Here is a 23390-nt window from a genome sequence, read left to right on the forward strand (position 1 = left end):
CCGAGGATCGAACGCTTTGTTGACGATGGCGCGGAGATTGGCCCGACGCGTCCTCCCGCCACGGCAGTCCCGTCCCTATATGCCGATCGCAGATGCGTCTCGAAGGCCGCTGCGGCGGCGCGGACGCGCGATTTCGGGAGCAGGCAATGGCTGCTGCGGTTGATCAGGGCGGACTGGACGGCTGGACCGTCGAGAAGAAGAAGGTGCACTACACCCTCGCCTATTGGGTGTCCTATGTGCTCGGCATGCTCAGCCAATCCGAGCCGCTGACACCCGACGTCACCTATACCCTGCGCAATGACGGCACGGACGAGCGTTGCAAGGTCACGTTGCCGAGCGATCACAAGCCGGCCGACATGGCGGCTGCCATCGCCCGCAACGTCGCCCGCGCCTGAGCCGCGCGGGGGCGCCACCGCCCGTCAGATCCGGCCGATCATCCGCCCGGCGGCGATCGCCTCGTGGATCTCGGCCTTCAGGATGCGCGCGAGCTCGCGCATCGCGAGCGTCGCCGGGCGCTGCAGCGAATAGGCGATCATGAACTGCGTGGTGACGTCGGGATCGACCACCCGGCGCACCACCAGGTCTGGATCATGCACCTCCTTCAGGATGGTGCCGTGCGGCAGCACGGTGGAGGCGATGCCGCGCCGGACCAAGTCCTTGAGCGCCTCCAGGGCGTCGATCTCGACCAGCACGTTCAGCTCGGCGCCACGCTGCTGCGCCACCGTGTCGAGCTGGCGCCGGAGCCCGTGGTGGCGGCCGGGCAGGATGAGCGGCATCGCCGCGAGCTTGCCGAACGGAATGGTGTCGTCGCTCCATTCCCCCGGGTCGACCATGGCGCGTTTCGCGACATGAAACAGGTCCACCGTCATCAGGGGGTCCATGCGGACATAAGGCGAGCGGCGGGCATTGTTGATGATCGCCATGTCGACCCGGCCGGAGACCAGCCATTCGTTCACATAGCCGGAGAAGGCGTCGACGATCTGCAGCCTGACCTGCGGATGGCGTTCCAGGAAGACCTCGACCAGGCGCGAGCCGATAGCCGCGCTCATCGAGGGCGGCATGCCGAAGGTCACCGAGCCGGACAGCACGCTGGCGGTGTTGCGCAATTCGTCCTTGGCCAGCAGCAGGTCGCGCACCAGCGGCGCGATGGTCGCCTGGAACTGGGCGCCCTCCTCGGTCAGCCGGATGCCGCGGCCGTGGCGGTAGAACAGCTGCGCCGCCACCTCCGTCTCCAGCAGCCGGATGGCGCGGCTGAGCGCCGGCTGGGCGATGCCGAGCACGGTGGAGGCCTTGGACAGGCTGCCGGCCTCGGCCACGCCCAGAAAATATTGCAGATGCCGCAGCTCCACCGGTGTCCATGCCTCCGCGCCGCCAAAGGGTTAGCCCGGATCGGCCGCCCGGTCCCATAGCACGCCGGCATAGCTGCTAACGATGCCGGCGCGCTATTGCCCCGGCACCGGGCGGCCCATCATCCGCCCGATACAGCGACGCAGCCCGTCGTCCTCGCGGTCCACGCGGCCCAGCCCCGACACGGCCCGCGGCCTCGGGCTCCTTCGATCCACCATGACGACAACAGCTGCCGCGTTCCGGCGGGCGGCTCCGGGAGTTCCATGTCCGCTCGCATCAATTTCGCCCGCGGCGTGCCGGCCGAGGCTGCCTTTCCGCGCGACCAGATCGCGCTCTGCGCGCAGGCGCTGAGCCGTTCCAACGACCCCGCCGCGTTCCAGTACGGGCCCGCGTCGGGTCCCCTGCGCCTGCGCGAATGGGTCGCCGGTCACCACGGTGTCGACACCGCCGGGGTCATGGTCGGCAATGGCTCGGTCGCCCTGTTCGACCTTCTCTGCCGGAGCTGGCGGGAGCACGGCCTGCTCGAGCCCGGCCAGCCGGTCCTGGTGGAAGCGCCCTGCTATGACCGCGTGCTGCATCTGCTGCGATCCCATGGCGCGCGCGTCATCCCGGTGCCGGTCGGCGCCGACGGGCCGGATATCGCGGCGATCGAGACGGGCTGCGCCGGGCCCCCGGCGCTGTTCTATTGCGTGCCGGACTTTCAGAACCCGTCGGGCGCCGTCTATCCGGCAGAGAAGCGGCACGCCGTGGTCGCGCTCGCCCGCACCCACGGCTTCACCATCATCGAGGACAGCCCCTACCGGCTGCTGCGTTACGAAGGCGCGGCCGAGCCCTCCTTCTTGGAGCTCGCGCCCGACGTCACCATCCAGCTCAACTCGTTCTCCAAGCTGATCTCGCCGGGCCTGCGCGCGGCCTATCTGATCGCGCCCGCGGCCATCGTCGCGCGGGTCGCCAAGCTTGCCGAACAGACCTATGTCACGCCGGGCAATTTCGCGCTGTCGCTGGCCGCCGAATGGCTGCATCGCGGCCATCTGGAACCCCAGGTCGCCGGCCTCAAGCGGCTCTACGGGCCGCGCCTGAGGTCGATGCTGGCGGCTCTCGACAGCTTCCTGCCCGGCCAGCGCTTCCTGCGGCCCGAGGGCGGCTTCTTCGTCGGCCTGACGCTGTCGGAACCGGTCGATGCCGATCTCCTGCTGGCCGAGGCCGGGCGCGCCGGCGTCGATCTCGCCGACGGTTCGGGCTTCTTCATCGAGCGGCCGGCGACACCCTTCCTGCGCCTGCCTTTCGGCTCGATGGACGAGGCAACAGCCCACCGCGGCGTGGGCATCCTGGCAGAGGTGCTTGCCCGCCTCGGCACCGCCGGCCGCAACCAATAACAACACCCCCGAGGAGATCGCCCGTGACATCTCGCTTTTCATCGACAATGCTTGCCGGCCTGCTTCTGGCCGGCCTCGCCGGCCCGGCGTCCGCCCAGCAACTGGCGCCCAGCCCGACGCTCGACGCCATCCGCGCCCGCGGCCATCTCGAATGCGGCGTGCATCTCGGCATTCCCGGCTTCTCCTTCGCCAATGACAAGGGCGAGTGGACCGGCCTCGATGTCGACTATTGCCGGGCGCTGGCCGCCGCGGTCCTCGGCGACGCCACAAAGGTGCGTTTCACCCCGACGTCGCCGCAGCAGCGCTGGCCGGTGCTGCAATCCGGCCAGATCGACGTGCTGGCACGCGTCACCACCATCACCTTCTCGCGCAATGCGACGCTCGGCGTGGCCTTCCAGGGCATCAATTTCTACGAGGGCCAGAGCTTCATCGTGCGCACCGCCTCGGGCGCCAGGAAGCCGGCTGACCTGGAGAATTCCTCGATCTGCGTCGCCGCCGGATCGAGCGACGAAAGGACCGCCGCCGATTATTTCCGCGAGCACAATATCAAGGTCTCGCTGGTCAATTTCCAGAAGAACGACGATGCCATCGCCGCCTATGACGCCGGCCGCTGCGACGGCTATACCGCCGGCCTCGCCATCCTGGCCGGCCAGCGCGTCAAGCTGAAGAACCCGGCCGAACACACCATCATGACCGAGACCATTTCCAACGACCCGCAGGGACCGGTGACCCGCTGGGGCGACGAGCGCTGGCAGGCCATCGTCCGCTGGGTGCTGAACGGCCAGATCGCGGCGGAATATCTCGGCGTCACCGCGGCCAATGCCGAGGCCATGCGGGCCAATTCGAAGAATGCCGAAATCCGCCGCCTGCTCGGCGCCGACGGCGGCTTCGGCGCCATGCTCGGCCTGTCCAACGACTGGATGTTCAACGCCATCAGGCAGGTCGGCAATTACGCCGAAAGCTATGAGCGCACGCTCGGCAAGGGGTCCTCGCTCGGGCTGGAGCGCGGCCGCAATGCGCTGTGGACGCGCGGCGGTGTCTTGTTCACGCCGCCCTTCCAGTAAGCCGCGCCGCGCGATGAAGCTCTTCAACCGGTCGCTTTGCGGGCTGTCGAACACCTCGGACGGGCTGCCCTTCCGGGCGACCCGCCCGTGTTTCGAGAAATAGCGCGCGGTGCGAGACGGCACGGATGAACAGCATCTCGTGGCCGACCGCGGCATGATCATGCTGAATTCGACCGGACCGATCACGACGAGGCCACGTCGGGCCCAGGCCCGATGCGGGTCATCGGCGAGACAAACGGGCTGGTCGACCGTCGCTCATATGCCACGCCGGTATATCTGCTAGATGCGCCGGCATCGTTCTCCCGGCGCGCCATCGCCCCGACAGTGCCGACGCCGCGATGAAGGCGCCAAGAAAATCAACCGGGACGATACGCCATGCTCGACAGACGAGGTTTCGTCGCCGCCGCGCTCCTGACCGGCGCGGCCGCGGCCCGGGCTCAGCCCGGCGGCCAGCCGATCAAGCTGGTCGTGCCTTTCGCCGCCGGCGGCAGCACCGACCTGGTCGCCCGGATCGTCGGCGAGGCCATGGGCACCCGGCTCGGACGGGCGGTGATCATCGAGAACCGGCCGGGCGCCGGCGTCATCACAGGCACCAATTCGGTGGCGCGCGCCGATGCCGACGGCACCACGCTCTTGTTCACCACCGTCTCACATGCGGTCAATCCCGGGCTCAACAGCCGCCTGCCCTATGACTCGACGGCCGATTTCGTGCCGGTCGCCCATGTCGCCACCGCGCCGCTGGTCCTGTCGGTCAACCCCTCGGTTCCGGCGACCACGCTGAAGGACTTCCTCGCCCATGTCCGGGCCAATCCCGGCAAGGTGCATTACGGCTCGGCCGGCGTCGGCTCGGTGCTGCACATGGCGGTTGAACTGTTGAAGCACCAGGCCGGCCTCGACGTCGTCCATGTGCCCTATCGTGGGGCGGCACCCGCGATGAACGACCTCATCGCCGGCCATGTCCAGTTCATCATCGACCCGATCTCGACCTCGGCCCAGCAGATCAAGGCCGGCGCGATCCGGGCGCTGGCAGTGACCTCGGCGAGACGCTCGCCCTCGCTGCCCGACGTTCCGACTTTCGCGGAAGCCGGCATGCCCGACTACGAGGCTTCGACCTGGAATGCCATCCTGGCGCCCAAGGGCACGTCGCCCGACCTGGTCGCGCAGGTGAACCGGGCCGCCAATGCCGCGGTCAGCGACCAGGCGATCATCGGCCGGCTGGAACAGCTCGACATCATCCCGGTCGCCGATTCCACGCCCGCTTCGACCGCCGCCTTCATCGCGCGGGAGACCGAGCGCTGGACCGCCATCATCAAGGCCTCGGGCATCGCGCTGCAGAACTGAACGCGGCCGGCGGCCGCGTCACGCCAGGGCACTGAGACCGGCGCGCAGCAACCCCGCATCGGCTTGCCCAAGCAGCCGGTCGACCTCCTCATGGGTGCGCTGCCAGATCGGCAGCGCCGACAGCAGCAGCCGCCTGCCCGCCTCCTTCAGTGTCAGCAGCCGGCCGCGCCGGTCGGCCGGATCAACCTCCGTCTCGACGAGACCACGCCGCTCGAGCGGCTTGAGATTGGCGGTCAACGTCGTGCGGTCCATCGCCAGGAGCGCTGCGACCGAACCGATCGACGGCGGCTCAGGACGATTGAGCGACATCAGCAGAGAAAACTGGCCGTTCGTCAGGCCGACGGGGCGCAGCGCCTCGTCGAAGCGGCGTGCGAGCACGCGGGCCGCCCGCTGCGCCGCCAGGCACAGGCAATGATCGCGCACATGCAGCGTCGTCTCGAAGGGAAGGGTCGCGGTGTTTGACATGGTCTAATTACGTTGATATCAACCCATCTTGTCAAGACCTGCCGCCCATGTGGCGGCAGTCGGACGTTCGAGGCGCAGTGCGCCGCGTCCGGAGAGCCCGATCCGCCGGAACAACCCGACCGGCATCACGACAAAGCAGGACGAAAACAATGGCCTATGTCGAAGGATTCGTCGCGGCAGTGCCCGCCGCCAACAAGGAGGCCTATCGCAAACATGCCGCCGAGGCGGCGCCATTGTTCAAGGAATTCGGCGCCACCCGCATGGTCGAGGCCTGGGGCGACGACGTGCCCGACGGCAAGATCACCGACTTCAAGGGGGCGGTGAAGGCCAAAGCCGACGAGGTCGTCGTGTTCTCCTGGGTCGAATATCCCGACAAGGCGACCCGCGATGCGGCCAATGTGAAGATCATGAGCGATCCGCGCATGAAGGAAATGGGCGCGGCCATGCCGTTCGACGGCCAACGGATGATCTTTGGCGGGTTTGCCCCGATCAGCGACGTCGGTGGCGAAACCAGGCCGGGCTATGTCGACGGCGCGCTGGTGCCGGTGCCGGCCGGCGCCAAGGGCGCCTATCGTGAGCTGGCCGCCCGCCAGGCGGAGGTGATCCGGGACCATGGCGCGACCCGCATCGTCGATGCCTGGGGCGACGACGTGCCCGACGGCAAGGTCACCGACTTCAAGGGCGCCGTGAAGGCGACGGGCGACGAGACGGTCGTCTATTCCTGGATCGAATGGCCGTCGAAGGACGTCCGCGATGCCGGCTGGAAGAAGGTGTTCGCCGATCCGCGCATGCACCCGGAATCCGTGCCCTACGACACCAAGCGTATGATCCATGGCGGCTTCGCGCCGATCGTGGACGCCTGAACCGGATAGTATGAACCTGGCCTGTCGCGGCGTTTTTGCCGCGGCCGGCCGTCACTCCGCCGCCCGGCGCGCCAAGGCCGGCTTCGGCAAGATGGCTTTCACGCTGGTATCGACCACGACGAATTCGGGACCAGGGCGCGCCAGGATGGCCGGCAGCCCGGCCAGTTCATCGGTCGTGCGAATGCGCGTGACGTTGAAACCGAAGGCCCGGCCGATCAGCTCGAAATCGGGATTGGCAAAACCGGTGCCGCTGACCCGGCCGGGATAGTCGCGCTCCTGGTGAATGCGGATCGAGCCGTAGATGCGGTTCTCCGAGACGATCACCTTGAGCGGCAGGCGGCGCTCGATGGCGACCGCCAGCTCACCGCCGGTCATCAGGAAGCCGCCGTCCCCGACCATGCAGATCACCGGCCGCGCCGGTTCGCGCAGGGCTGCCGCCACCGCCGCCGGTATGCCGAAGCCCATGGCGCCGGAGATCGGCGCGAGCAGACGCTGCGGCGGCCGGAACGGAATGATCCGGTAGGCGGGGGCCGCGAAGGTGCCGGCATCGAGCGTGACGATGGCGTTTTCGGGCAAATGGCCGCCGATCAGGGCGACGACGTCCTCGAACGGCACGCCGTCATCGACGGTCAGGCGCCGGGGCGTGGCGATCGCCCGCTGCTCGGCCTTCAGGCGCGCGAGCCAGCCATGATCACGCGCCTCGGCGGCCGCCGGCGCCGGCGCTCCGAGGGCTGCGAGCGCCGCCTGCGCGTCGCAGGCCATGGCGAGATCGGCGGCGAAATGCGTGCCGATGACCGTGTGATCGGGATAGATGTGGACGAGCCGCATGCCGGGCCGGACCGGTTCCGGGAACGTATAGCCCTGGCTGGTGATGTCGGTCAGCCGTGCGCCCAGCACGATCAGGAGATCGGTCTCGCGCAACAGGGCCATCTGGGCCGGTGGATTGGCCAGCCCCATGTCGCCGCCATAGAGCCGGTGACCATTGTCGATCAGGTCCTGGTTGCGGAACGAGACGACGGCCGGGATCTCCCATTGCTCGACGAAGCCCAGCAGCGCCTCGCGGCCGCCGGGCCGGTCGAGATTGGCGCCGGCGATGACCAGCGGGCGCCGGGCCTCGGCCAGCCAGCGGCGGAGCGTGGCGAGATCCTCCGGGTCGGGCGCCGCCTTGACCGCCGCCTGCCGCGGCGCGGGCGCCGACCGGGTCTCGGCAGTCAGCACGTCCTCGGGCACGGCGATGACCACCGGCCCCGGCTGGCCCGACGTCGCGGCCTGGATCGCCCGAAGCATGGTCTCGGCCATGCGGTCGGGATCGGTGACCTCTGCGGTCCATTTGGCGATCGCGCCGAACATCTGTCCGTAATCGATCTCCTGGAACGCGGTGCGCCTGACGTCGCGGGCGGCGACCTGGCCGACCAGCAGGATGAAGGGCACGCCGTCCTGCTCGGCGGTATGCACGGCAATGGCGGCATTGCTGGCGCCGGGGCCGCGGCTGACGCAGGCGACACCGACGCGGCCGGTGAGCCGGGCATCGGCGAGCGCCATGAAGCCCGCCCCGGACTCGTGCCGGCAAACCACCGTGTCGATATCGGTACGCCCATGCAGCGCATCGAGCAGGCCGAGATAGCTTTCGCCGGGAACGCAGAAGACGCGGTCGACGCCATGGGCGACAAGGCTCTCGACGATGATGTCGCCGGCGGTCGGCATGGCGGGCTCCCAGACGGTGATGGTTCCATTCTGGTCATAGGCGGCGTCGGCGCTCCGGCCCAGGCATCGCCGCCGCTTTCAGATATGCCGAACCGGTATCGGTAGCGGCCGCCCGGTCAGGGGGAGCCGGCCGCGGCCCGCCACGCGCCGCGCTCCCGGCGATATAGGCTGTGCGCTCACAGGACCCGGTTTCCGGCAATCGGCCGGTCGTTGCCGTCGCATCGAAGGCCAGGTTTCCGGCGGCATTGGCCGGTGCGACAGCGAAATAGAGGCAACCACTGGTCGCCTCCAGAATACGCCCACTTCAAACCCTCGCCCACGCCTTCGTTGGACAGGGTGGCGGCGGCAGCCGCCGGGTGAAGGGCCTCGTCCGCCCATAGCGTGCGTTTCCGCTGGAATTGACGAACCGCGCCACCCTGCCCTTTACCCCCGCTTCGGGATCACCGCGCTCATTTCCTCGCGCAACAGACGCACGAAATTGTCGGCGTAGAGCGATGGCGCCCGGTCGTTCTTGACCGCGACATAGGTCTGGAACTGGGTTGGCTCCTCGATCTCGAGGATCTTGATGCCGCGCATCGACTGATGCGCCACGGTGAACTGGTCGATCACGGCGATGCCGAGGCCGGCGGCGACCAGCGAACAGACGGTGGTGCCGAAGCGGGCCTTGATTTCCATGTCGTAACTCAGCCCCTCGCGCTGGAAGATCTCGCTCATGATCCGGCCATAGGGGTCGTTGGGATCGATGCCGATCAGGGGATAGTCGACCATTTCGCGCGCCGAGATGCTGCTGCGGGCGGCCAGCGCGTGGTTTTCCGGGACGATGCAGCAGAGTTCGCCATTGGCCAGCGGCACGAAATCGATGCCGGGATGGTCGAGCCGGTAGCTCATCGCGGCGATCTCGCCCTTGCCGAGCAGAAGATAGTCGATCACCTCCTCGATCTTGAGAATGGTGATCTCCAGCTTGAGATCGGGATGCTGGCGCTTCAGCTTCTCGATGGCGCGCGGCACCATGACGTGGCAGATGCTCGGCACCGAGCCGAGACGCAATTCGATCGCCGTGCCGCGATGGAAGCGCGCCAGGGTGAAATGCAGGTCGTCGACCTTCTTGTAGACACCGTTGATCTGCTCGAACAGCTCATTGGCCTCGGGCGTCGGCGTGTAGCGGCCGTGCCGGCGCTCGAACAGCTTCAGCTTCAGCGTGCCCTCGATATGTTTCATCGAGCGGCTGATGCCGGGGGCCGAGACGTTCAGCAGCTTGGCGGCCCCGGCAACGGTGCCGGTGATCATCAGGGCCCGCAGGACTTCGATCTGGCGCAGCGTCAGCATCATGGATTCCGGCACGAGGGACCGCGAGACTAGGCGATCCGGCGCGCCGGCGGAAACAGGCCGTATCGAGATCTCGCGCGGCCTGGCGGCACAAGGGCAGCGAGACCTGAAACCCCGGCCCGGTCTCGCGGCATGGTGCGGAAACGGCGGTCCGTCAGACCTCCGGCGCCGCTCCTCCCGGGATCCCACCATCCATGCGCCGCCTGACCACGCTCCTTCTCGTCATCGCCAGCCTCGCCCCCATGCCTCCGGCCGCCGCGGCGGAGCTCGTCATTCCGCCGGTCGACTATCCCCGCCTCGTCGCCAGCGCGGCAAGCGCCGAAGGTTTCGTGCCGGCCGGCTGGCGGCTCGAGGCGCAGGAGTCCGGCGACCTCAACGGCGACGGCATCGCCGACCTCGTCCTGGTGTTGCGCCAGGATGACGCACGCAACATTCTCGACAACAGCCAGGGGCTCGGCAGGCGACGGCTCGACACCAATCCGCGCATGCTGGCGGTGGCCCTCGGACAGGCCGCGGGCTTCCGGCTGGCGCTGGAGAACCATCAGCTCATTCCACGCACGGAAGACCCGGTGGCCGACGATTATCTCGATGGCGGCGGCATCACGGTCGCCGGCGGCAGCTTCAAGGTGGCGCTGCGCTCATTCATGTCGGCTGGATCCTGGGAGATGTTCACCGCCACCTATACGTTCAAGGTCCGCGGCGACCGCATCGCGCTCATCGGTTACGACCGCGTCACCGTGGTCAGGAATTCCGGAGAAACCCGCGGCGTTTCCGTCAATTACCTGACCGGCCGGATGAAGCTGACCACAGGCACCATCTCGAGCGACGCCGAGCGGGCGGTATGGCGCGCGGTGCCCCGGCGCGGCACCATGACGCTCGACCAGGTCGGCGACGGCATGGCGTTCGACCCGCTGAGCGAGAGCCGGCCGGAGTAACCCGGTGCTGCGCCGCGCGGGATTGCCCGACGACGTCCATCGTATAGGTTTGCGCGATGAGACAGTCTTGGATGCGCTGGTGCCTGGTCGCTCTGCTCGCGATCGGCGCGGCTGGCTATGCGGCGTTCGCGCTTAGCCCGTGGCCCTCGGTCATGCTGATCCGCCTTGCCTTCGGCGTGGACGCCGCCGCGCGCAACCGCGCGCTGGAGCGGCATTTTCCGGGCAAGGTCAAGGAATTGCGGAACCTGCGTTATGGCGCGAGCCCGGAGGCGCTGCTCGACATCTTCCTCCCCACGGATACCGGCGCGGGCGGCAAGGCGCTGCCGACGATCGTCTGGATCCACGGCGGCGGCTTCGTTGCCGGCAACAAGGCCGATACCGCCGGCTATCTCCGCATCTTGGCGGCTCGCGGCCATGCCGTCGTCGGCATCGGCTATTCGATCGCCCCCGGCGCCCGCTATCCGACGCCGGTCGTCCAGGCCAACGAGGCACTCGCCTTCCTCGCCGCCAATGCCGGCCGCTTCGCCATCGACAAGAGACGGATCGTTCTCGCCGGCGATTCGGCCGGAGCCCAGATCGCCGCGCAACTGGCCGCCGTCGTCAGCAACCCCGGCTATGCCGCGACGATCGGCATCGTGCCGGCGATCGAACGTGCAGCGCTCAGGGGCGTGGTGCTGTTCTGCGGAGTCTACGATGCCGGTGGGATCAATCCCGAAGGAGGTTTCGGCTGGTTCGTCAGGACCGTGCTCCGGGCCTATCTCGGCACGGATGATGCAGCCGGTCACCCTCGCTTCGCCGAATTCTCGGTCAACCGGCACCTGACGCCGCAATTTCCGCCGACCTTCCTATCGGTCGGCAATGCCGATCCCCTGGCACCGCAATCGGTCCTGATGGCCGAAGCGATCAGGGCGCAGGGCGTCGCCGTGGACACCCTGTTCTTCCCCGCCGACCACAGCCCGCCTCTGCCCCACGAGTATCAGTTCGATCTCGACGCAGCCGCCGGCCAGCAGGCCCTGGACAGGCTCACGGCATTCCTCGTCGAGGCGGCCGGAACGGCCGCAACCCCATCGCATTGAATCAGCCGCTGCACGGAGGCCCGAGCAACCGATGTCCGGCCCATCGAAAGAGCCGGCTCAATACAATTCGCTGTGCCAGCTCGCGAGCCGGCCCCGGGCGCTGCCGTCCTCGGCCTGGCGGGCCAGCCGGGCCCGGTTCATCTCGGTGCGATACTGTCCGGGCGGCAGGCCATAGGCGGCCCGGAAGGCACGGCTGCAATGGCTTTCGCTGGCGAAACCGTGGTCATACGCAAGCGCGGCGATGGAGCGCGTCTCGCTGAGGCGCCTGAGCGCCGTGCGCAGCCGTTCCAGCCGGCGGTGCAGGACATATTGCGCCACGCCGCCCGATGTTTCGAAAAGCCGATAGAGCACGCTGCGCGACACGCCGAGTGCCGCGGCGACAGCCTCGACATCCAAGGCGGGGTCGGCGAGGCGCGCCTCGATGACGGCTTCGGCGCGTTCGCGCTTCAGCACCGTGAGCTGCTCGGTCGAAGATGCGGAGGCGGGGCGCAGCCCACCTTCGCCCAGCGCGGCCGCGAGCAGTTCGGCGACCATCCGGCCGGCCCGTGCGGCTGTCCCGGCGCTGAGCGTATCGCCATGGCGCGCCAGCGAGGTCATGAAGTCGCCCAGCAGGCCCGCGCTCGCTTGCGGCAGAATGGTCCCGTGCATGCTCCGCATCACCGGCGCGGCGGCCTCGACAACCTCGCGCGCCAGGCTGACGGCGATCAGGCGCGCGTCGTCGGCGCGACTGCGCTGCGGCTGCGTCATGTCGAACAATATGATCTCACCGGGCGACAGCGCCCGCTCGTCGCCGGGCCGGCCGCCGGCCAGTTGGCCGCTGACCAGCAGTTGCAGCGCGATATGGTCAAAGCCGTCACGCCTGACGCGCGCGGCGTCGCGGCCATGGCTGACGCCGCTGTTGTAGCGATCGAAGACGATCATCCGCTCGAAGCGATGGGCGCGAACCTTGGCTGCGAAAGGGCCGCCGGTCAGGCCGACATCAGAACCGCTGGCATAGAGATCGTGATAGGCGCCGAAGCCATCGACTTCGTCGCGATCCTGAGCAGCAAAAACGAGGGACTGGACCGGCAAGGCTTGAGACTGCTCCGCGGAACCGCACCGCCGGGGCACCCCTTTGGGAACAAAGGGGTCGATCGCGCGACTTATGCGGATAATTTTATGCACCAGCAAGCCTGACCGGCGCCTGACAACCGGATTGTCCACGCCGCGCCTGCCTGCCGGCGACACCGGCCCGCAATGGCAGCCCCCTCGTTCCGAGGGTCGACCAAAGGTTGACCAAAAATCAACAAGCGGTTGATCCGGGATGCCTGGTCAAGAAAACCGGACATGCCGTCAATGCAAGGCCCGAACGACCATGCGACATCGGGGCAGGTCGTACCGGCCGTGCTGCGCGGTCATCCGTTCGCAGTGCGGCTGCCGTGCCCTGCTCCGGGCGGCGCTTCGCGGTGTCGCCGGCGGCTCCCTTGTCCATCCAGAATTGGTTGCCCTTCATGAAGACGATCCTGTCGCTTGCCCTGCTCACCGCCATGTCCACCGCGGCCCTCGCCCAGGCCGATACCTGCGCGGCTTATCTGCGCGCCCAGGCCGAGATGAAGGCCGCGCTGCGCAGCGCGGGCACCGCCCTGCCGCCGACCGACCCGATGGATGCGAAGATCGAAGCCTATTGCACGAGCAATCCGAACGCGCCGCTCGCCGAAGCCATGCAGAAGGCGCTGTCCCAGTAACAGTCGACCCACGGGCGGCGCCGGCACCCGCTGTCGCCGCCCGCCTCACGTCAGCGTCCGCATCCGCAGCCACCGCCACCGCCCCTGCTCCGCAGCTCAGATCGGAAGAACCATGATCCGTCGCAGCTTTCTCGTCGCCGCCGTCCTGTCGATCGCCTCGACCGGCGCCGCCTTCGCCCAGGCCCAGCAGAACTTCTCGCTGATCAACCGCACCGGCCACCAGATCAACGAGGTCTATGTCAGCCCCTCGGCCAACAACAACTGGGGTCGCGACATCCTCGGCGAAGGCGTGATGCCCTCGGGCACCCGCCGCAACATCACCTTCCCGCGCAGCACCCAGGCCTGCATGTTCGACCTGCGCGTCGTCTATGAGGACGGCGACAAGTCCGACATGAGCGGCATCGACCTGTGCAAGGTCAGCAATGTCACGCTGACGGTCTCGGGCGGCAATACCAACTTCGCCACCGATTGAGCTTGCCGGCGGACCATCAGACCGCAGAAGCGGGCATGACGACAGACAGGAACCCGCTCCCCACCGGAGCGGGTTTTTTGTTTGCTCGGGCACGGTCGCTCAATTGAGCGTCACGCCCGGACGGCAGGCGGTCTCGAAACGCCAGAGGTCGCCGTGACGGCGGGCGAATTCGCCTTCGTAGAATTCCAGGCAGGACAGCACCACTTCGGGGCTGACCGCGGCCGCCGCGGCGAGCTCGGCGACCTCGCACCAGCAGACCATTCCCTTCAGATTGGCAAGCACGTGCCTGCGCACCGCGCCTTCCGGCCGGTCGTCGATGTGGCTTTTCATGATCGGACACCGTTGAGCCAGCCGCCCGGCAACGCGGAACGGCTCTCAGCCTGACCTGATGTGGGAAGTACCCTGCCCGAGCGATAGGGCCGCCGGGCGAATGGCTTCCCGGCGCCGGCTCAACGCGTGACGCCGCGCGCGCGCAGCGCCGCCTGGTCGGCGGCGGAATAGCCGAGTTCGCCCAGCAGTTCCGCGGTGTGCTCGCCGAAGCCGGGCGCCGGGCGGCGCACCGTGCAGGGTGCGCCGGCGAACTTGATCGGGAAGCCCAGCATGCGCACCGAGCCATGGGCGCCATGCGGCACATCCAGCACCATGTCCTGCGCCAGCACCTGGGGATCGGAAAACACTCCGTCCATGTCGTAGACCGGGCCGCAGGGAACCCCCGCGGCGTTGAGCAGAGCGATCCAATGCGCGGAATCCTGTTCGCCCAGCTTGCCCTCGACCAGGGCGTTCAGCCGTGCACGGTGGCGCACACGCAGCTGGTTGTCGGCGAAATCGGCATCGGCCTTCAGCGCCGAGAGATCGAGCGCGTCCATCAGCCGGCCGAAAAAGGTATTGTCGCTCGGTGCGATGGCGATCTGGCCGTCGCGGGTGCGGAACAGGCCATAAGGCGAGGCGATCGGATGGTCGTTGCCGGTGCGCGGCAGCACCTCGCCGGTGGCGAAATAATGCGAGGCGACATAGGCGAGCAGGCTGATCATCGAATTGGTCAGGCTGACGTCGACATGGTCGCTTTCGCCGGTGCGCTCGCGCCGCATCAGCGCGGCGCAGACGCCGAGCGCGCCATAGATGCCGCTGACCAGGTCGCTGATCGGCAGGCCGGTGCGCAGCGGCGGGTCGCCGGGCCGGCCGTTGACGCTCATGAAGCCGCTCATCGCCTGCGCGATGAAGTCGAAGGCCGGCCGGTCACGATAGGGCCCGTCGGGTCCGAAACCGGTGACGCTGCAGGTGACCAGGCCCGGCCGGATCGCCTGCAGGCGGTCCGCGTCGAAGCCGAGCCGCGCCAAGACACCGGGCCGGAAATTGTCGATCAGCGCATCAGCGCCGGCGATCAGCTTTTCCAGGGCGAGGCGGCCGTCCTCGGTCTTCAGGTCGAGGGTCACCGAGCGCTTGTTGCGGTTGAATGCGGCGAAATACCAGCTCAGGCCGTCGCGGCCACTGCCTTGGGTGCGGATCGGATCGCCGTCCTCGGGCGGTTCGATCTTGATGACGTCGGCGCCGAGATCGGCCAACAGCATGGTGCAGAACGGCCCGGAGATGACCCGGGTCAGGTCGATGATGCGAAGTCCGGTGAGGGGCATGGCTGCTCGCTTCACGATGTCAGGTTGGGGAGCCAAGTCACCAGCCCCGGAAAGACCGAGATCAGCACCAGAACCATCAGCGACCAGGCGAGGAACGGCAGCAGTGCCACCGCGATCGGCCAGAGCGGCACGCGCCCGACCGCGCTGGTGACGAACAGCAGGAGGCCAATCGGCGGATGCAGCATGCCGATCATCAGGTTGAGGATGACGACGGTGGCGAAATGGATCGGGTCGATGCCGAGCTGGGCCTGGATCGGCACCAGCGTCGGCACGAACATGACCAGCGCCGGCAGCGGTTCCAGAATCATGCCGACGACGAACAGGAGCAGGTTGACCACCAGCAGCACCACCAGCGGATCGGAGGAAATGCTGAGAATGCCCTGGGAGATGCGGGTGGCGATGTGCGACTCGTTGAGCAGCCAGGAGAATGGCCCGGCCGCCGCGAGCAGGAACAGGATCACCGCCGAGGTTTTGCCGGCCGAATAGAAGACCGCCCCGAGCTGGCCGACCTTCAGGTCACGATAGATCACCATGCCGACCACCAGCGCATAGGCGCAAATGACGCCGGCGGCCTCCGTCTCGGTAATGAAGCCGGATCGAATGCCCAGGATGATCAGCACCGGCACCATCAGCGCCCAGATCGACAGGCGGGTGGCGCGCGCCCGCTCGGTCCAGGTCGCGCGCGGCTTGGCGGCATAACCGTGGCGGCGCGCGATCATGGCGCAGATCACCATATAGCCGGCGAACAGCATCAGCCCCGGCACGATGCCGGCAAGGAACAGCTTGCCGATCGAGAGATTGGCCATGATCGCATAGATGATCATGGGAATGGATGGCGGGATCATCGGCCCCAGCATGGCGCCGGCGGCGATCACAGCGGCGGCGTAACCCGGCCGGTAGCCCTCCTTCTTCATGTCGGGAATGAGCAGGCTGCCGGTGGCGGTCGCGTCCGCCACGGCCGAGCCGGTAATGCCCGACATGACCAGGTTGGTGGTCAGAGCGACCTGCGAGAGCGAACCGCGGAAATGGCCGACCATGGCCGCCGACCAGGTGATCAGCCGGCGCGTCACGCCGCCCCGGTTCATGATCTCGCCGGCCAGCACGAACAGCGGCACGGTGATCAGCGCGGCGCTGTCGACACCGGAGACCAGCGTCAGCGGCGCCATCACCGGGTCGATGGCGCCGTTGAGCATCATGCCCATGAGCGCCGCCAGGATCATGGCGAAACCGACATCCAGCCCGAGGACCAGCAGGCCGAAAAAGACCAGGGCGCTAATGATGATCATCATGATCGGTCACCGGTGCGTCGACCCCGAGACGGCCGCCCGCAAGGGCGTCGGCAAGGCGCAGGACTACGAAAAAGGCGAGCAGGATCATGCCGGCGAGCAGCGCGCCATACATGATATCGTAGCTGAGCGCGGTGCCCATGATCGCCTGGAAGGCGCCGATCTCGAGCAATTGCCAGCCCTTGACCACCAGGAACACCGAGACCGCCAGGATCACCAGGTCGAGCCCCAGAGAAAGCACTCGCTGGGCGCCGGCGGGCAGAAAATGGCTCAACAGCTCGATGCGGATATTGGCCCGCTCGCGCACGCCGATCGCCATGCCGAGAAAGGTCAGCCAGACCAGGCCGATACGGGCGAACTGGTCATAGGTGTCGAACTGGGTCTTCAGCAGGTAGCGGTCGGCCACCTGGCCGACCGTGAAGGCCAGGACCACGGCCAGCGCCACGACGATGCTGGCCCTGGCCGCCCAGACGACGAGGCGCACCGGCAGGCTGAGAAAGCTATGGCCCGCCTGCTGCCCCTGCCCTTGCCCAGCCGGTGGCGTCGGAATCTCCTCGGCCACGCTCATGCCGTTTCCTGCATCTGGCGCAGCTTGGCGACCAGGCCGGCCGGCCACATCTTGCCTTCGAGCTCGGTCTCGACGCCGGCGACCGCGGCGCGGAAGGCAGCCCGGTCGGGCACCACATAGTTCACGCCGGCCGCCTTGAGGATCTCGATGCCGTCGGTATCGAGCTTGCGCGTCAGGTCGGTGGTGACCGCACCGGCCTCACGCGACGCCGTCTTGAACAGCTCGCGATCCGCAGCCGAGAGCGTCCGCCAGAACCGCTCGGAGACGAAGAAGCCGACCAGTTCGAGCACGTGATCGGTCGCCGACCAGAACTTCGCCGCCTCGTGGAAGCGCGGCGGGATCGACAGGTCGAAGCCGTTGTCCTGGCCGTCCACCGTGCCGCGCGACAGGGCGCTGTAGATCTCCAGCATGCCCATGGGCGTCAGTTGGGCGCCGAGGCGATCGAAAGTGGCCTTCAGCATGGGGATCGGCGGAATGCGCAGGCGCAGGCCGCGGACATCCTCAGGCTTCATGATCGGGCCCTTGGTGCTCTGGATCGCGCGCGGCGAGCGCTGGCCCCAGGCGCCGAAGACGCGGACGCCGGCGGTCTCGCCGATCTTGGCATACATGGCCTGGAAATCGTCGTTGTTGAGGATCTTCTCGGCCCATTCGCCGCTCTTGAACAGGTAGGGCACGTAGAGAACGTTCAGCGCCTCGCCGCCGCGCACATAGCTGATCGAGGACAGGCCGAAATAGGAAAACTCGATGGTGCCGAGCTGCATGGCGGACAAGAGCTGTGAGATGTCGCCGAGCTGTCCGTCGGTATAGACATTGACGGCGTAGCGGCCCTGACTCTGGGTCTCCACCACCTCCTTGAAGCGCAGCAGGGCCTTGTGCCAGGGGCTGTTGGCCACCGCGATGGTGGCGATCTTCAGCGTCTTCGTCTGCGCCCGCAGCGGGGTGGCCAGACCGACCGTCGCCGCGGCGGTCCCCAGGAATGTGCGGCGTCGCATCATCGTCCCTGCCATGTCGTGTCTCCCTGATCGGCGCCCGCTTCTGCGGGTCGCCCTTTTGCTTCACGAAAATGCGGATGCGTGCCGGCGGGCTAGAAAGCCCATTGCACCGGCGGGGCGCCGGCGATCGGCGAGCGGAAGCGCGCCAGCCGCGTGCCGAACAGCGAGCCGAGATAGACCGTCTTGAGGTCGTCGCCGCCGAAGGCGATGCCCGAGAGATTGCCGAGCCGGCGCTTGCCGCCGGAATCGAGATGGGCGCGGGTATAGGTGTCGTTCTGGAAGGCGGTCTCGGCGGCCTCCAGACCGACCGGATCGGCATCCTCCAGGATCAGCTCCTGCCGGCCGTCTGATGTCGCCCGGATCACCCGGTTGCTGACCACGCTGACGATCCAGACCGCGCCCTCGGCGTCGAAGGCGAAGCCGTCGGGGAAGGTGCCGGCGCCATATTGGGCGAAGACCTCCTTGGGCCCGAGCGCACCGTCGGGCCGGATCTCGAAGCGGCTGGTGCGGCGCGCGATGGTCTCGTTGACATAGAGCCAGCGGCCGGTCGGATCGACGATCGCCTCATTGGTGAAGCCGATGCCCTCGGCGACCACACGGGCGCCGCGCTCGTCGATCAGGACGATATAGCCGTCGGCATGGCCCTTGCGCATCGAGCCCTCGCGCGGGATCAGCCGGGTCGAGACGCTGACCCAGGTCCGGCCCTTGGCGTCGATGCCGACGAAATTGGTCGGCTCCAGGTGCCGGCCGTCGATCTCCATCAGCTTCGGCGTCAGGGTGCCGTCCGGCGTCATGTGCCAGACGCCGCCCGCGGGGCCGAGATCGGCAATCAGGAAGCTGCGGTCGGGCAAGAGCGCGATGCCGTTCGGCATGAAGCCCGCCGGCGCATTGCGCCCGAGCACCAGCTCGCTCCGGCCATCGGCCCTCAGGATGCTGATACCGCCACGCTTGTCAGGCATGAACAAATCGCCTGACCGGGTGGAGAGCACGCATTCAGCCCGCGCGAGATCGTCTCCGACGAACTCGATATCCTTCAAATCGATTGAAAACATCGATTCTCCTCACCCAGACGCTTCGATCCCGATATCGGTCCGGCTTGCCGCCGGCCCTGCTTTGTGGTGCTTGTGACCGGCGAACGCGGCCTTGGTGTCGACCCTAGCTGACGTGACGGGGGCGAGGAGTCTCGAATGGGAATGCCACCTTTCTCCTCCGGTGAAGCCCGGCACCGCGCCGCCGGCGGATGACCGGCCGGACAATGACAAACCGGGAGAGCGACGTCAGATGGTGATGCGAGCCGACCTCACCACGCTGCGCATGTTCCTGGCGGTGCATCGCCTGGGCAATATCACCAAGGCGGCGGAACGAGAGCACATCGCGCCCTCGGCGATCAGCAAGCGCATCCAGGACCTGGAAGCCGAGGTCGGGGCGCCATTGTTCTACCGGCATGCCCGCGGCATGACCGCGACGCCCGCCGGCGAAACCCTGGCCGCCCATGCCAGCCGGCTGTTCGAGAACGTCAACCAGATGAGCGCCGACCTCAGCGCCTTCACCACGGGTGAGCGCGGCCAGGTGCGCATTCACGCGCACCAGTCCGCCGCGGTTCAGCACCTGCCGCAGGAGCTCGCGGCGTTCCGCAAGGCCTATCCGGAGATCCGCGTCGTTTTGCGCGAGGAGACCAGCCCGAACGTGCTGCAATCGATGCTCGACGGCATCGCCGATATCGGCATCTTTGCCGACAACACCCAGGTTCCCGACGGCCTGCAGCTCATCGCCTACAAGGAAGACCAGCTCGACGTGCTGCTGCCGGTGAGCCATCCGCTGGCCGCGCGCAGCGAGGTCCGGCTGTCGGAACTCAGCCATGACGATTTCATCAGCCTGGAAACCGGCAGCTCGCTGCAGATCCTGATCGAGCGGTCGGCGGCCGCCGAAGGCATCGCGCTCAGCCCGCGCATCGAGGTGGTCACCTTCACCGCCGCCGTGCGCATGGTCGAGGTCGGTTTCGGCATCACCATCGTGCCGGCGGGGATCGCGGCGATCTATGGCGGCAACCCGCATGTGCGCAGCGTCCGGCTGGTCGACGGCTGGGCGCGCCGCAAGCTCCTGATCTGCGTGCGCGACGAGACGAGGCTGACCGCGTCAGCAAGGTTGATGCTGAAACATTTGCGGCAGCGGGCGAACAGCGAATAGCGAATGGCGAAGGCGAATGGCGAATGGGGATGAGGCGAAACGCATGGTGCGCGCAAACCCTCTCCCGCGCCTTCGCGTGAGAGGGTGGGTCCGTCAGGACCCGGTGAGGGCCTGACGAGGGCCGGCCCATCAATTCGGCGCGGAATGCACGTCACGCACCAACGCGACTACCCTCACCCGGCCGCTGCCGTCAGGCGGAAGCAATTGCTTCTGCCGAGGTCACCCCCTCCCACGCAGACGTGGGCGAGGGTTGGCGCACCGCCCTCGCCGCCCCATTCGCCACTCGCCATTCGCTATTCGCCGTCCGCCGCCTTGTCCTGCCACGATGGACAGCGTTCCCAATCGATAATGGTCGCGGCCGGCCCATGCCTTTACGTCTCTTGCCGGAACAACGGACGCCGCCTCGACGCGGCGCGCAGGCAGCGGGAGCACGCGATGGACAAGGTGGAGATCGTCGAAGTCGGGCCGCGCGACGGCCTGCAGAACATCGGCAGCCTGGTGCCGACCGCCGCCAAGATCGATTTCATCCGGCGCCTCGCCGCCGCCGGCATCCGGCGCATGGAAATCGGCTCCTTCGTCAGCCCCAAGGCCATTCCGCAAATGAGCGACATGGACGAGGTGGTTGCCGGCCTCGGCCCGCTGTCCGGTCTGCGCGCCATGGCGCTGGTGCCGAACAGCAAGGGCGCGCGGCGCGCAGTGGCGGCCGGTCTCACCGAGCTGATCTTCGTCATCTCCATGTCGGAAGCCCACAATATGAGCAATGTCCGCCGGCCGGTGGAGGCCTCCATCGAGGACTTCCGGCTGACGCTCGAAGAAATCGACCCGGCCAAGCGCCTGCATATCCGCGTCGGCCTGGCGACCACCTTCCACTGCCCGTTCGACGGCGTGATGGACGAAGAGCAGGTGCTGCGCACCATCCACAAGATCGCCCGCCTGCGCGACGGCCTCGAATTCGCGCTGAGCGACACCACCGGCATGGCACTGCCCGGCCATGTCGGCCGGGTCGCCCGGCGCTGCATCGCCGAATTCGGCACGTCCGCCAGTTGGGCCTTCCACGGCCACGACACCGCGGGCTTCGGCATCGCCAATGTACTCGCCGCCTTCGAGGCCGGCGTCGCCTGTTTCGACAGTTCGGCGGCGGGCATCGGCGGCTGTCCCTTCGCGCCCGGCGCGACCGGCAATATCGCCACCGAGGACCTCGCCTATCTGTTCGCCCGCATGGGCGTTTCGACCGGCATCGACCTCGCCAAGCTGCTCGATGCCGCCGATCTCGCGGCGAGCTTTTCCGACACGCCGACGGGCAGCCACGCCCGCGCCATGCCGCGCGCCCGGGTGCTGTCGCCGAACCGGGTTGCCGCGGCCGGCTGACGGGCGCCCAAGCAGCCCTCGCGGCGGTGAATTGAGACGCTCGCGAATTTGCGCTTGCAATTCATGCAATCGGTTGCAAGCATGGATCACGCCTTTAATCGGATGTGATCCATGGAAAAGAACCATATCAAAGGGACGTGGCAGGAGGACTTTTCCTTCTCGCCCGCCGTGGTGACACGCGGCGGCCGCACCGTCTGGCTCGCCGGACATACCGGCCAGAAGGCCGATGACGGCCGTTCGCTCGCCGGCGACTTCGAGGCGCAGACGCGCCAGACCTTCCGCAATATCGAGAAGACCCTGGCCCAGGCCGGCGCCGGCCTCGCCGACCTCGTCTCGATGACCGTCTTCCTCATCGACGCACGCTATTCCCGGGCGATGACCGACCTGCGCAAGGACATCCTGAAGCGCGACTTTCCGGCCAGTGCGGCGATCACCGCCGCCGGTTTCGCCCATCCCGACATGATGATCGAGATCCAGGCGGTGGCGGTCGTTCCGGAGACGTGATCCGGCGCCGCCTCATGCCGCCACGACAATCAAGAAACAAGACCCGAGGAGGAGCGCCCATGACGGCGATATCGTTCACCCGGCGACGAGCCCTGGCGCTGGCGGCCAGCGCTTCGGCCGGCATACTGGCGGCGCCCCGGCAGATCCGCGCCCAGGACTTCCTGGCGCCGGCCAAGGTCGTCTGCGGCTCGGTGCCCTATATCTCGTCGGGCGGCTTCTTCGTCCCGCTCGCCAAGGGCTATTACCGCAAGCTCGGCCTCGACGTCGAAGTGCGCAATTTCGTCGATGGCGGCCTCGCCATGCCCTCGCTCGCCGCCGGCGAGATCGATATTTCGACGGCGCCCTGCAATGCCGGCTTTTTCAATCTGGTGGCCAAGGGCATGCCGGTGCGCATCTTCATGGATCGCGGCCACGAGAGCCAAGGCCGCGGCTCGCAGGGGATCCTGGTCAGCAATGCGCTGCATGCGGCAGGCTTCACCAATCTCGACGGCTATCGCCTCGCCAAGGGCAAGGTGCTGAGCATCGCTGTCATGGGCAGCGTCGCGCATTACCTGCATGCACAGGCGCTGGAACGGGTCGGCCTGAAATTTTCCGACCTCGAACTGCGCACCGGCATGAACTCGAGCACGGCGCTGCAACTGATGGCGAGCGGCCGCGTCGACATCGTGCTCGACCCCATGCCCGGCGCCTATGCGGCGGAAGCCAAGGGGGTCGGCCGGATCGTCACCTGGAGCGACGAGATCGCGCCGGGCATGCAGCTCTCGACCTTCGCGGCCAGCGAGAAATTCCTGCGCGAAAGGCGCTCCGCCGCCGTGCGCTTCTGCATGGCGACGCTGCAAGGCTACAAGGAATTCAACGAGGCCGCCGAAACCGACAAGCCAGAGATCATCAAGATCCTGGCCGCCGAGACCCGCCTGCCCGAGGACCTGTTGACCAGGATCCGGCCACGCTGGTCGACCATGGCGGCCGACGGCGCGCCGAATCGCCAGGCCATCCTGGACCAGCAGCGCTTCTGGCACGAGCGCACCGACATGCTGGTCAAGCCGGCTTCGCCCGAGCAGCTCTTCGACCTCGGCGTGCTGGAGGAAGCCAGAAGCCGCATGGCCGAGAACAACCCCTTCATCTGACAGGCGACGCGGCGGCGCGCCCGCGACAACGGAG

General features: G+C 67.6%; 24 protein-coding genes. 13 read left to right on the top strand and 11 right to left on the bottom strand.

Translation table 11 applies throughout. From position 1 onward, the window contains the following. Nucleotides 1-146: 146 nt before the first annotated feature. Nucleotides 147-395, top strand: coding sequence for a hypothetical protein (locus AC07WJ_RS19920; protein ID WP_494936378.1), 249 nt, complete (start codon nt 147-149; stop codon nt 393-395). 24 nt (nt 396-419) lie between these two features. On the opposite strand, the gene AC07WJ_RS19925 is transcribed toward AC07WJ_RS19920, so the two are convergent. After that, nucleotides 420-1349: a LysR substrate-binding domain-containing protein gene (locus AC07WJ_RS19925; protein WP_494936379.1), complete on the bottom strand. Its 930-nt coding sequence runs from the start codon at nt 1347-1349 to the stop codon at nt 420-422. Between the two features lie 261 nt (nt 1350-1610). On the opposite strand from AC07WJ_RS19925, the gene AC07WJ_RS19930 reads away from it, so the two are divergent. The 3 genes from AC07WJ_RS19930 (at nt 1611) to AC07WJ_RS19940 (ending at nt 5128) form a co-directional block, all read left to right on the top strand. Then, nucleotides 1611-2723, top strand: coding sequence for an aminotransferase-like domain-containing protein (locus AC07WJ_RS19930; protein WP_494936380.1), 1113 nt, complete (start codon nt 1611-1613; stop codon nt 2721-2723). 23 nt (nt 2724-2746) lie between these two features. Beyond that, nucleotides 2747-3787 (top strand): amino acid ABC transporter substrate-binding protein, encoded by a 1041-nt coding sequence (locus tag AC07WJ_RS19935; RefSeq protein ID WP_494936381.1) that lies wholly within the window; start codon nt 2747-2749, stop codon nt 3785-3787. Between the two features lie 375 nt (nt 3788-4162). Continuing rightward, on the top strand, nt 4163-5128 hold the full coding sequence (locus AC07WJ_RS19940) for a tripartite tricarboxylate transporter substrate binding protein (protein WP_494936382.1): 966 nt from the start codon (nt 4163-4165) through the stop codon (nt 5126-5128). A gap of 18 nt (nt 5129-5146) precedes the next feature. On the opposite strand, the gene AC07WJ_RS19945 is transcribed toward AC07WJ_RS19940, so the two are convergent. Continuing rightward, the gene (locus tag AC07WJ_RS19945; RefSeq protein WP_494936383.1) at nt 5147-5593 is read right to left on the bottom strand and encodes a MarR family winged helix-turn-helix transcriptional regulator; all 447 of its coding nucleotides are present in this window, start codon (nt 5591-5593) and stop codon (nt 5147-5149) included. 149 nt (nt 5594-5742) lie between these two features. Between AC07WJ_RS19945 and AC07WJ_RS19950 the strand changes: the two genes are divergently transcribed. Beyond that, nucleotides 5743-6456, top strand: coding sequence for a DUF1428 domain-containing protein (locus AC07WJ_RS19950; RefSeq protein ID WP_494936384.1), 714 nt, complete (start codon nt 5743-5745; stop codon nt 6454-6456). 51 nt (nt 6457-6507) lie between these two features. Here AC07WJ_RS19950 and AC07WJ_RS19955 read toward each other — a convergent pair whose 3' ends face one another. Both AC07WJ_RS19955 and AC07WJ_RS19960 read right to left on the bottom strand, forming a co-directional pair. Then, nucleotides 6508-8160: a thiamine pyrophosphate-binding protein gene (locus AC07WJ_RS19955; protein ID WP_494936385.1), complete on the bottom strand. Its 1653-nt coding sequence runs from the start codon at nt 8158-8160 to the stop codon at nt 6508-6510. A gap of 423 nt (nt 8161-8583) precedes the next feature. Continuing rightward, nucleotides 8584-9486 (bottom strand): LysR family transcriptional regulator, encoded by a 903-nt coding sequence (locus AC07WJ_RS19960; RefSeq protein WP_494936386.1) that lies wholly within the window; start codon nt 9484-9486, stop codon nt 8584-8586. Nucleotides 9487-9680: 194 nt separating this feature from the next. Between AC07WJ_RS19960 and AC07WJ_RS19965 the strand changes: the two genes are divergently transcribed. Further along, on the top strand, nt 9681-10421 hold the full coding sequence (locus tag AC07WJ_RS19965) for a hypothetical protein (RefSeq protein WP_494936387.1): 741 nt from the start codon (nt 9681-9683) through the stop codon (nt 10419-10421). Nucleotides 10422-10477: 56 nt separating this feature from the next. Then, a complete protein-coding gene (locus AC07WJ_RS19970; protein WP_494936388.1) occupies nt 10478-11497 on the top strand; it encodes an alpha/beta hydrolase in 1020 nt (339 codons plus the stop codon). Nucleotides 11498-11554: 57 nt separating this feature from the next. Here AC07WJ_RS19970 and AC07WJ_RS19975 read toward each other — a convergent pair whose 3' ends face one another. Then, a complete protein-coding gene (locus tag AC07WJ_RS19975; RefSeq protein WP_494936389.1) occupies nt 11555-12700 on the bottom strand; it encodes a helix-turn-helix domain-containing protein in 1146 nt (381 codons plus the stop codon). Between the two features lie 260 nt (nt 12701-12960). On the opposite strand from AC07WJ_RS19975, the gene AC07WJ_RS19980 reads away from it, so the two are divergent. Both AC07WJ_RS19980 and AC07WJ_RS19985 read left to right on the top strand, forming a co-directional pair. Beyond that, on the top strand, nt 12961-13221 hold the full coding sequence (locus AC07WJ_RS19980; RefSeq protein WP_494936390.1) for a hypothetical protein: 261 nt from the start codon (nt 12961-12963) through the stop codon (nt 13219-13221). A gap of 112 nt (nt 13222-13333) precedes the next feature. Beyond that, a complete protein-coding gene (locus tag AC07WJ_RS19985) occupies nt 13334-13693 on the top strand; it encodes a hypothetical protein (RefSeq protein WP_494936391.1) in 360 nt (119 codons plus the stop codon). Nucleotides 13694-13792: 99 nt separating this feature from the next. On the opposite strand, the gene AC07WJ_RS19990 is transcribed toward AC07WJ_RS19985, so the two are convergent. From AC07WJ_RS19990 to AC07WJ_RS20015, 6 genes are all read right to left on the bottom strand, one after another. Continuing rightward, nucleotides 13793-14023, bottom strand: coding sequence for a hypothetical protein (locus tag AC07WJ_RS19990; protein ID WP_494936392.1), 231 nt, complete (start codon nt 14021-14023; stop codon nt 13793-13795). A 119-nt stretch (nt 14024-14142) separates the two neighbouring features. Continuing rightward, entirely contained in the window at nt 14143-15324 is a 1182-nt protein-coding gene (locus AC07WJ_RS19995) for a CaiB/BaiF CoA transferase family protein (protein ID WP_494936393.1), read from the bottom strand. A gap of 11 nt (nt 15325-15335) precedes the next feature. Then, a complete protein-coding gene (locus AC07WJ_RS20000) occupies nt 15336-16613 on the bottom strand; it encodes a TRAP transporter large permease (RefSeq protein ID WP_494936394.1) in 1278 nt (425 codons plus the stop codon). Beyond that, the gene (locus AC07WJ_RS20005; RefSeq protein ID WP_494936395.1) at nt 16597-17178 is read right to left on the bottom strand and encodes a TRAP transporter small permease; all 582 of its coding nucleotides are present in this window, start codon (nt 17176-17178) and stop codon (nt 16597-16599) included. Before AC07WJ_RS20005 ends, AC07WJ_RS20000 begins: the two co-directional genes overlap by 17 nt. Then, a complete protein-coding gene (locus AC07WJ_RS20010; protein ID WP_494936396.1) occupies nt 17175-18185 on the bottom strand; it encodes a TRAP transporter substrate-binding protein in 1011 nt (336 codons plus the stop codon). The genes AC07WJ_RS20005 and AC07WJ_RS20010 overlap by 4 nt, the downstream gene beginning before the upstream one ends. Before the next feature lie 77 nt (nt 18186-18262). Further along, the gene (locus AC07WJ_RS20015) at nt 18263-19129 is read right to left on the bottom strand and encodes an SMP-30/gluconolactonase/LRE family protein (RefSeq protein ID WP_494936397.1); all 867 of its coding nucleotides are present in this window, start codon (nt 19127-19129) and stop codon (nt 18263-18265) included. Between the two features lie 322 nt (nt 19130-19451). Between AC07WJ_RS20015 and AC07WJ_RS20020 the strand changes: the two genes are divergently transcribed. The 4 genes from AC07WJ_RS20020 (at nt 19452) to AC07WJ_RS20035 (ending at nt 23356) form a co-directional block, all read left to right on the top strand. After that, the gene (locus AC07WJ_RS20020) at nt 19452-20357 is read left to right on the top strand and encodes a LysR family transcriptional regulator (protein ID WP_494936398.1); all 906 of its coding nucleotides are present in this window, start codon (nt 19452-19454) and stop codon (nt 20355-20357) included. A gap of 435 nt (nt 20358-20792) precedes the next feature. Next, the gene (locus AC07WJ_RS20025) at nt 20793-21725 is read left to right on the top strand and encodes a hydroxymethylglutaryl-CoA lyase (RefSeq protein WP_494936399.1); all 933 of its coding nucleotides are present in this window, start codon (nt 20793-20795) and stop codon (nt 21723-21725) included. A 111-nt stretch (nt 21726-21836) separates the two neighbouring features. Beyond that, on the top strand, nt 21837-22229 hold the full coding sequence (locus tag AC07WJ_RS20030) for a RidA family protein (protein WP_494936400.1): 393 nt from the start codon (nt 21837-21839) through the stop codon (nt 22227-22229). A gap of 59 nt (nt 22230-22288) precedes the next feature. Continuing rightward, nucleotides 22289-23356: an ABC transporter substrate-binding protein gene (locus AC07WJ_RS20035; protein ID WP_494936401.1), complete on the top strand. Its 1068-nt coding sequence runs from the start codon at nt 22289-22291 to the stop codon at nt 23354-23356. Nucleotides 23357-23390: the final 34 nt, after the last annotated feature.

Source organism: Phreatobacter sp. GW821-FHT04C01, from assembly GCF_059420385.1.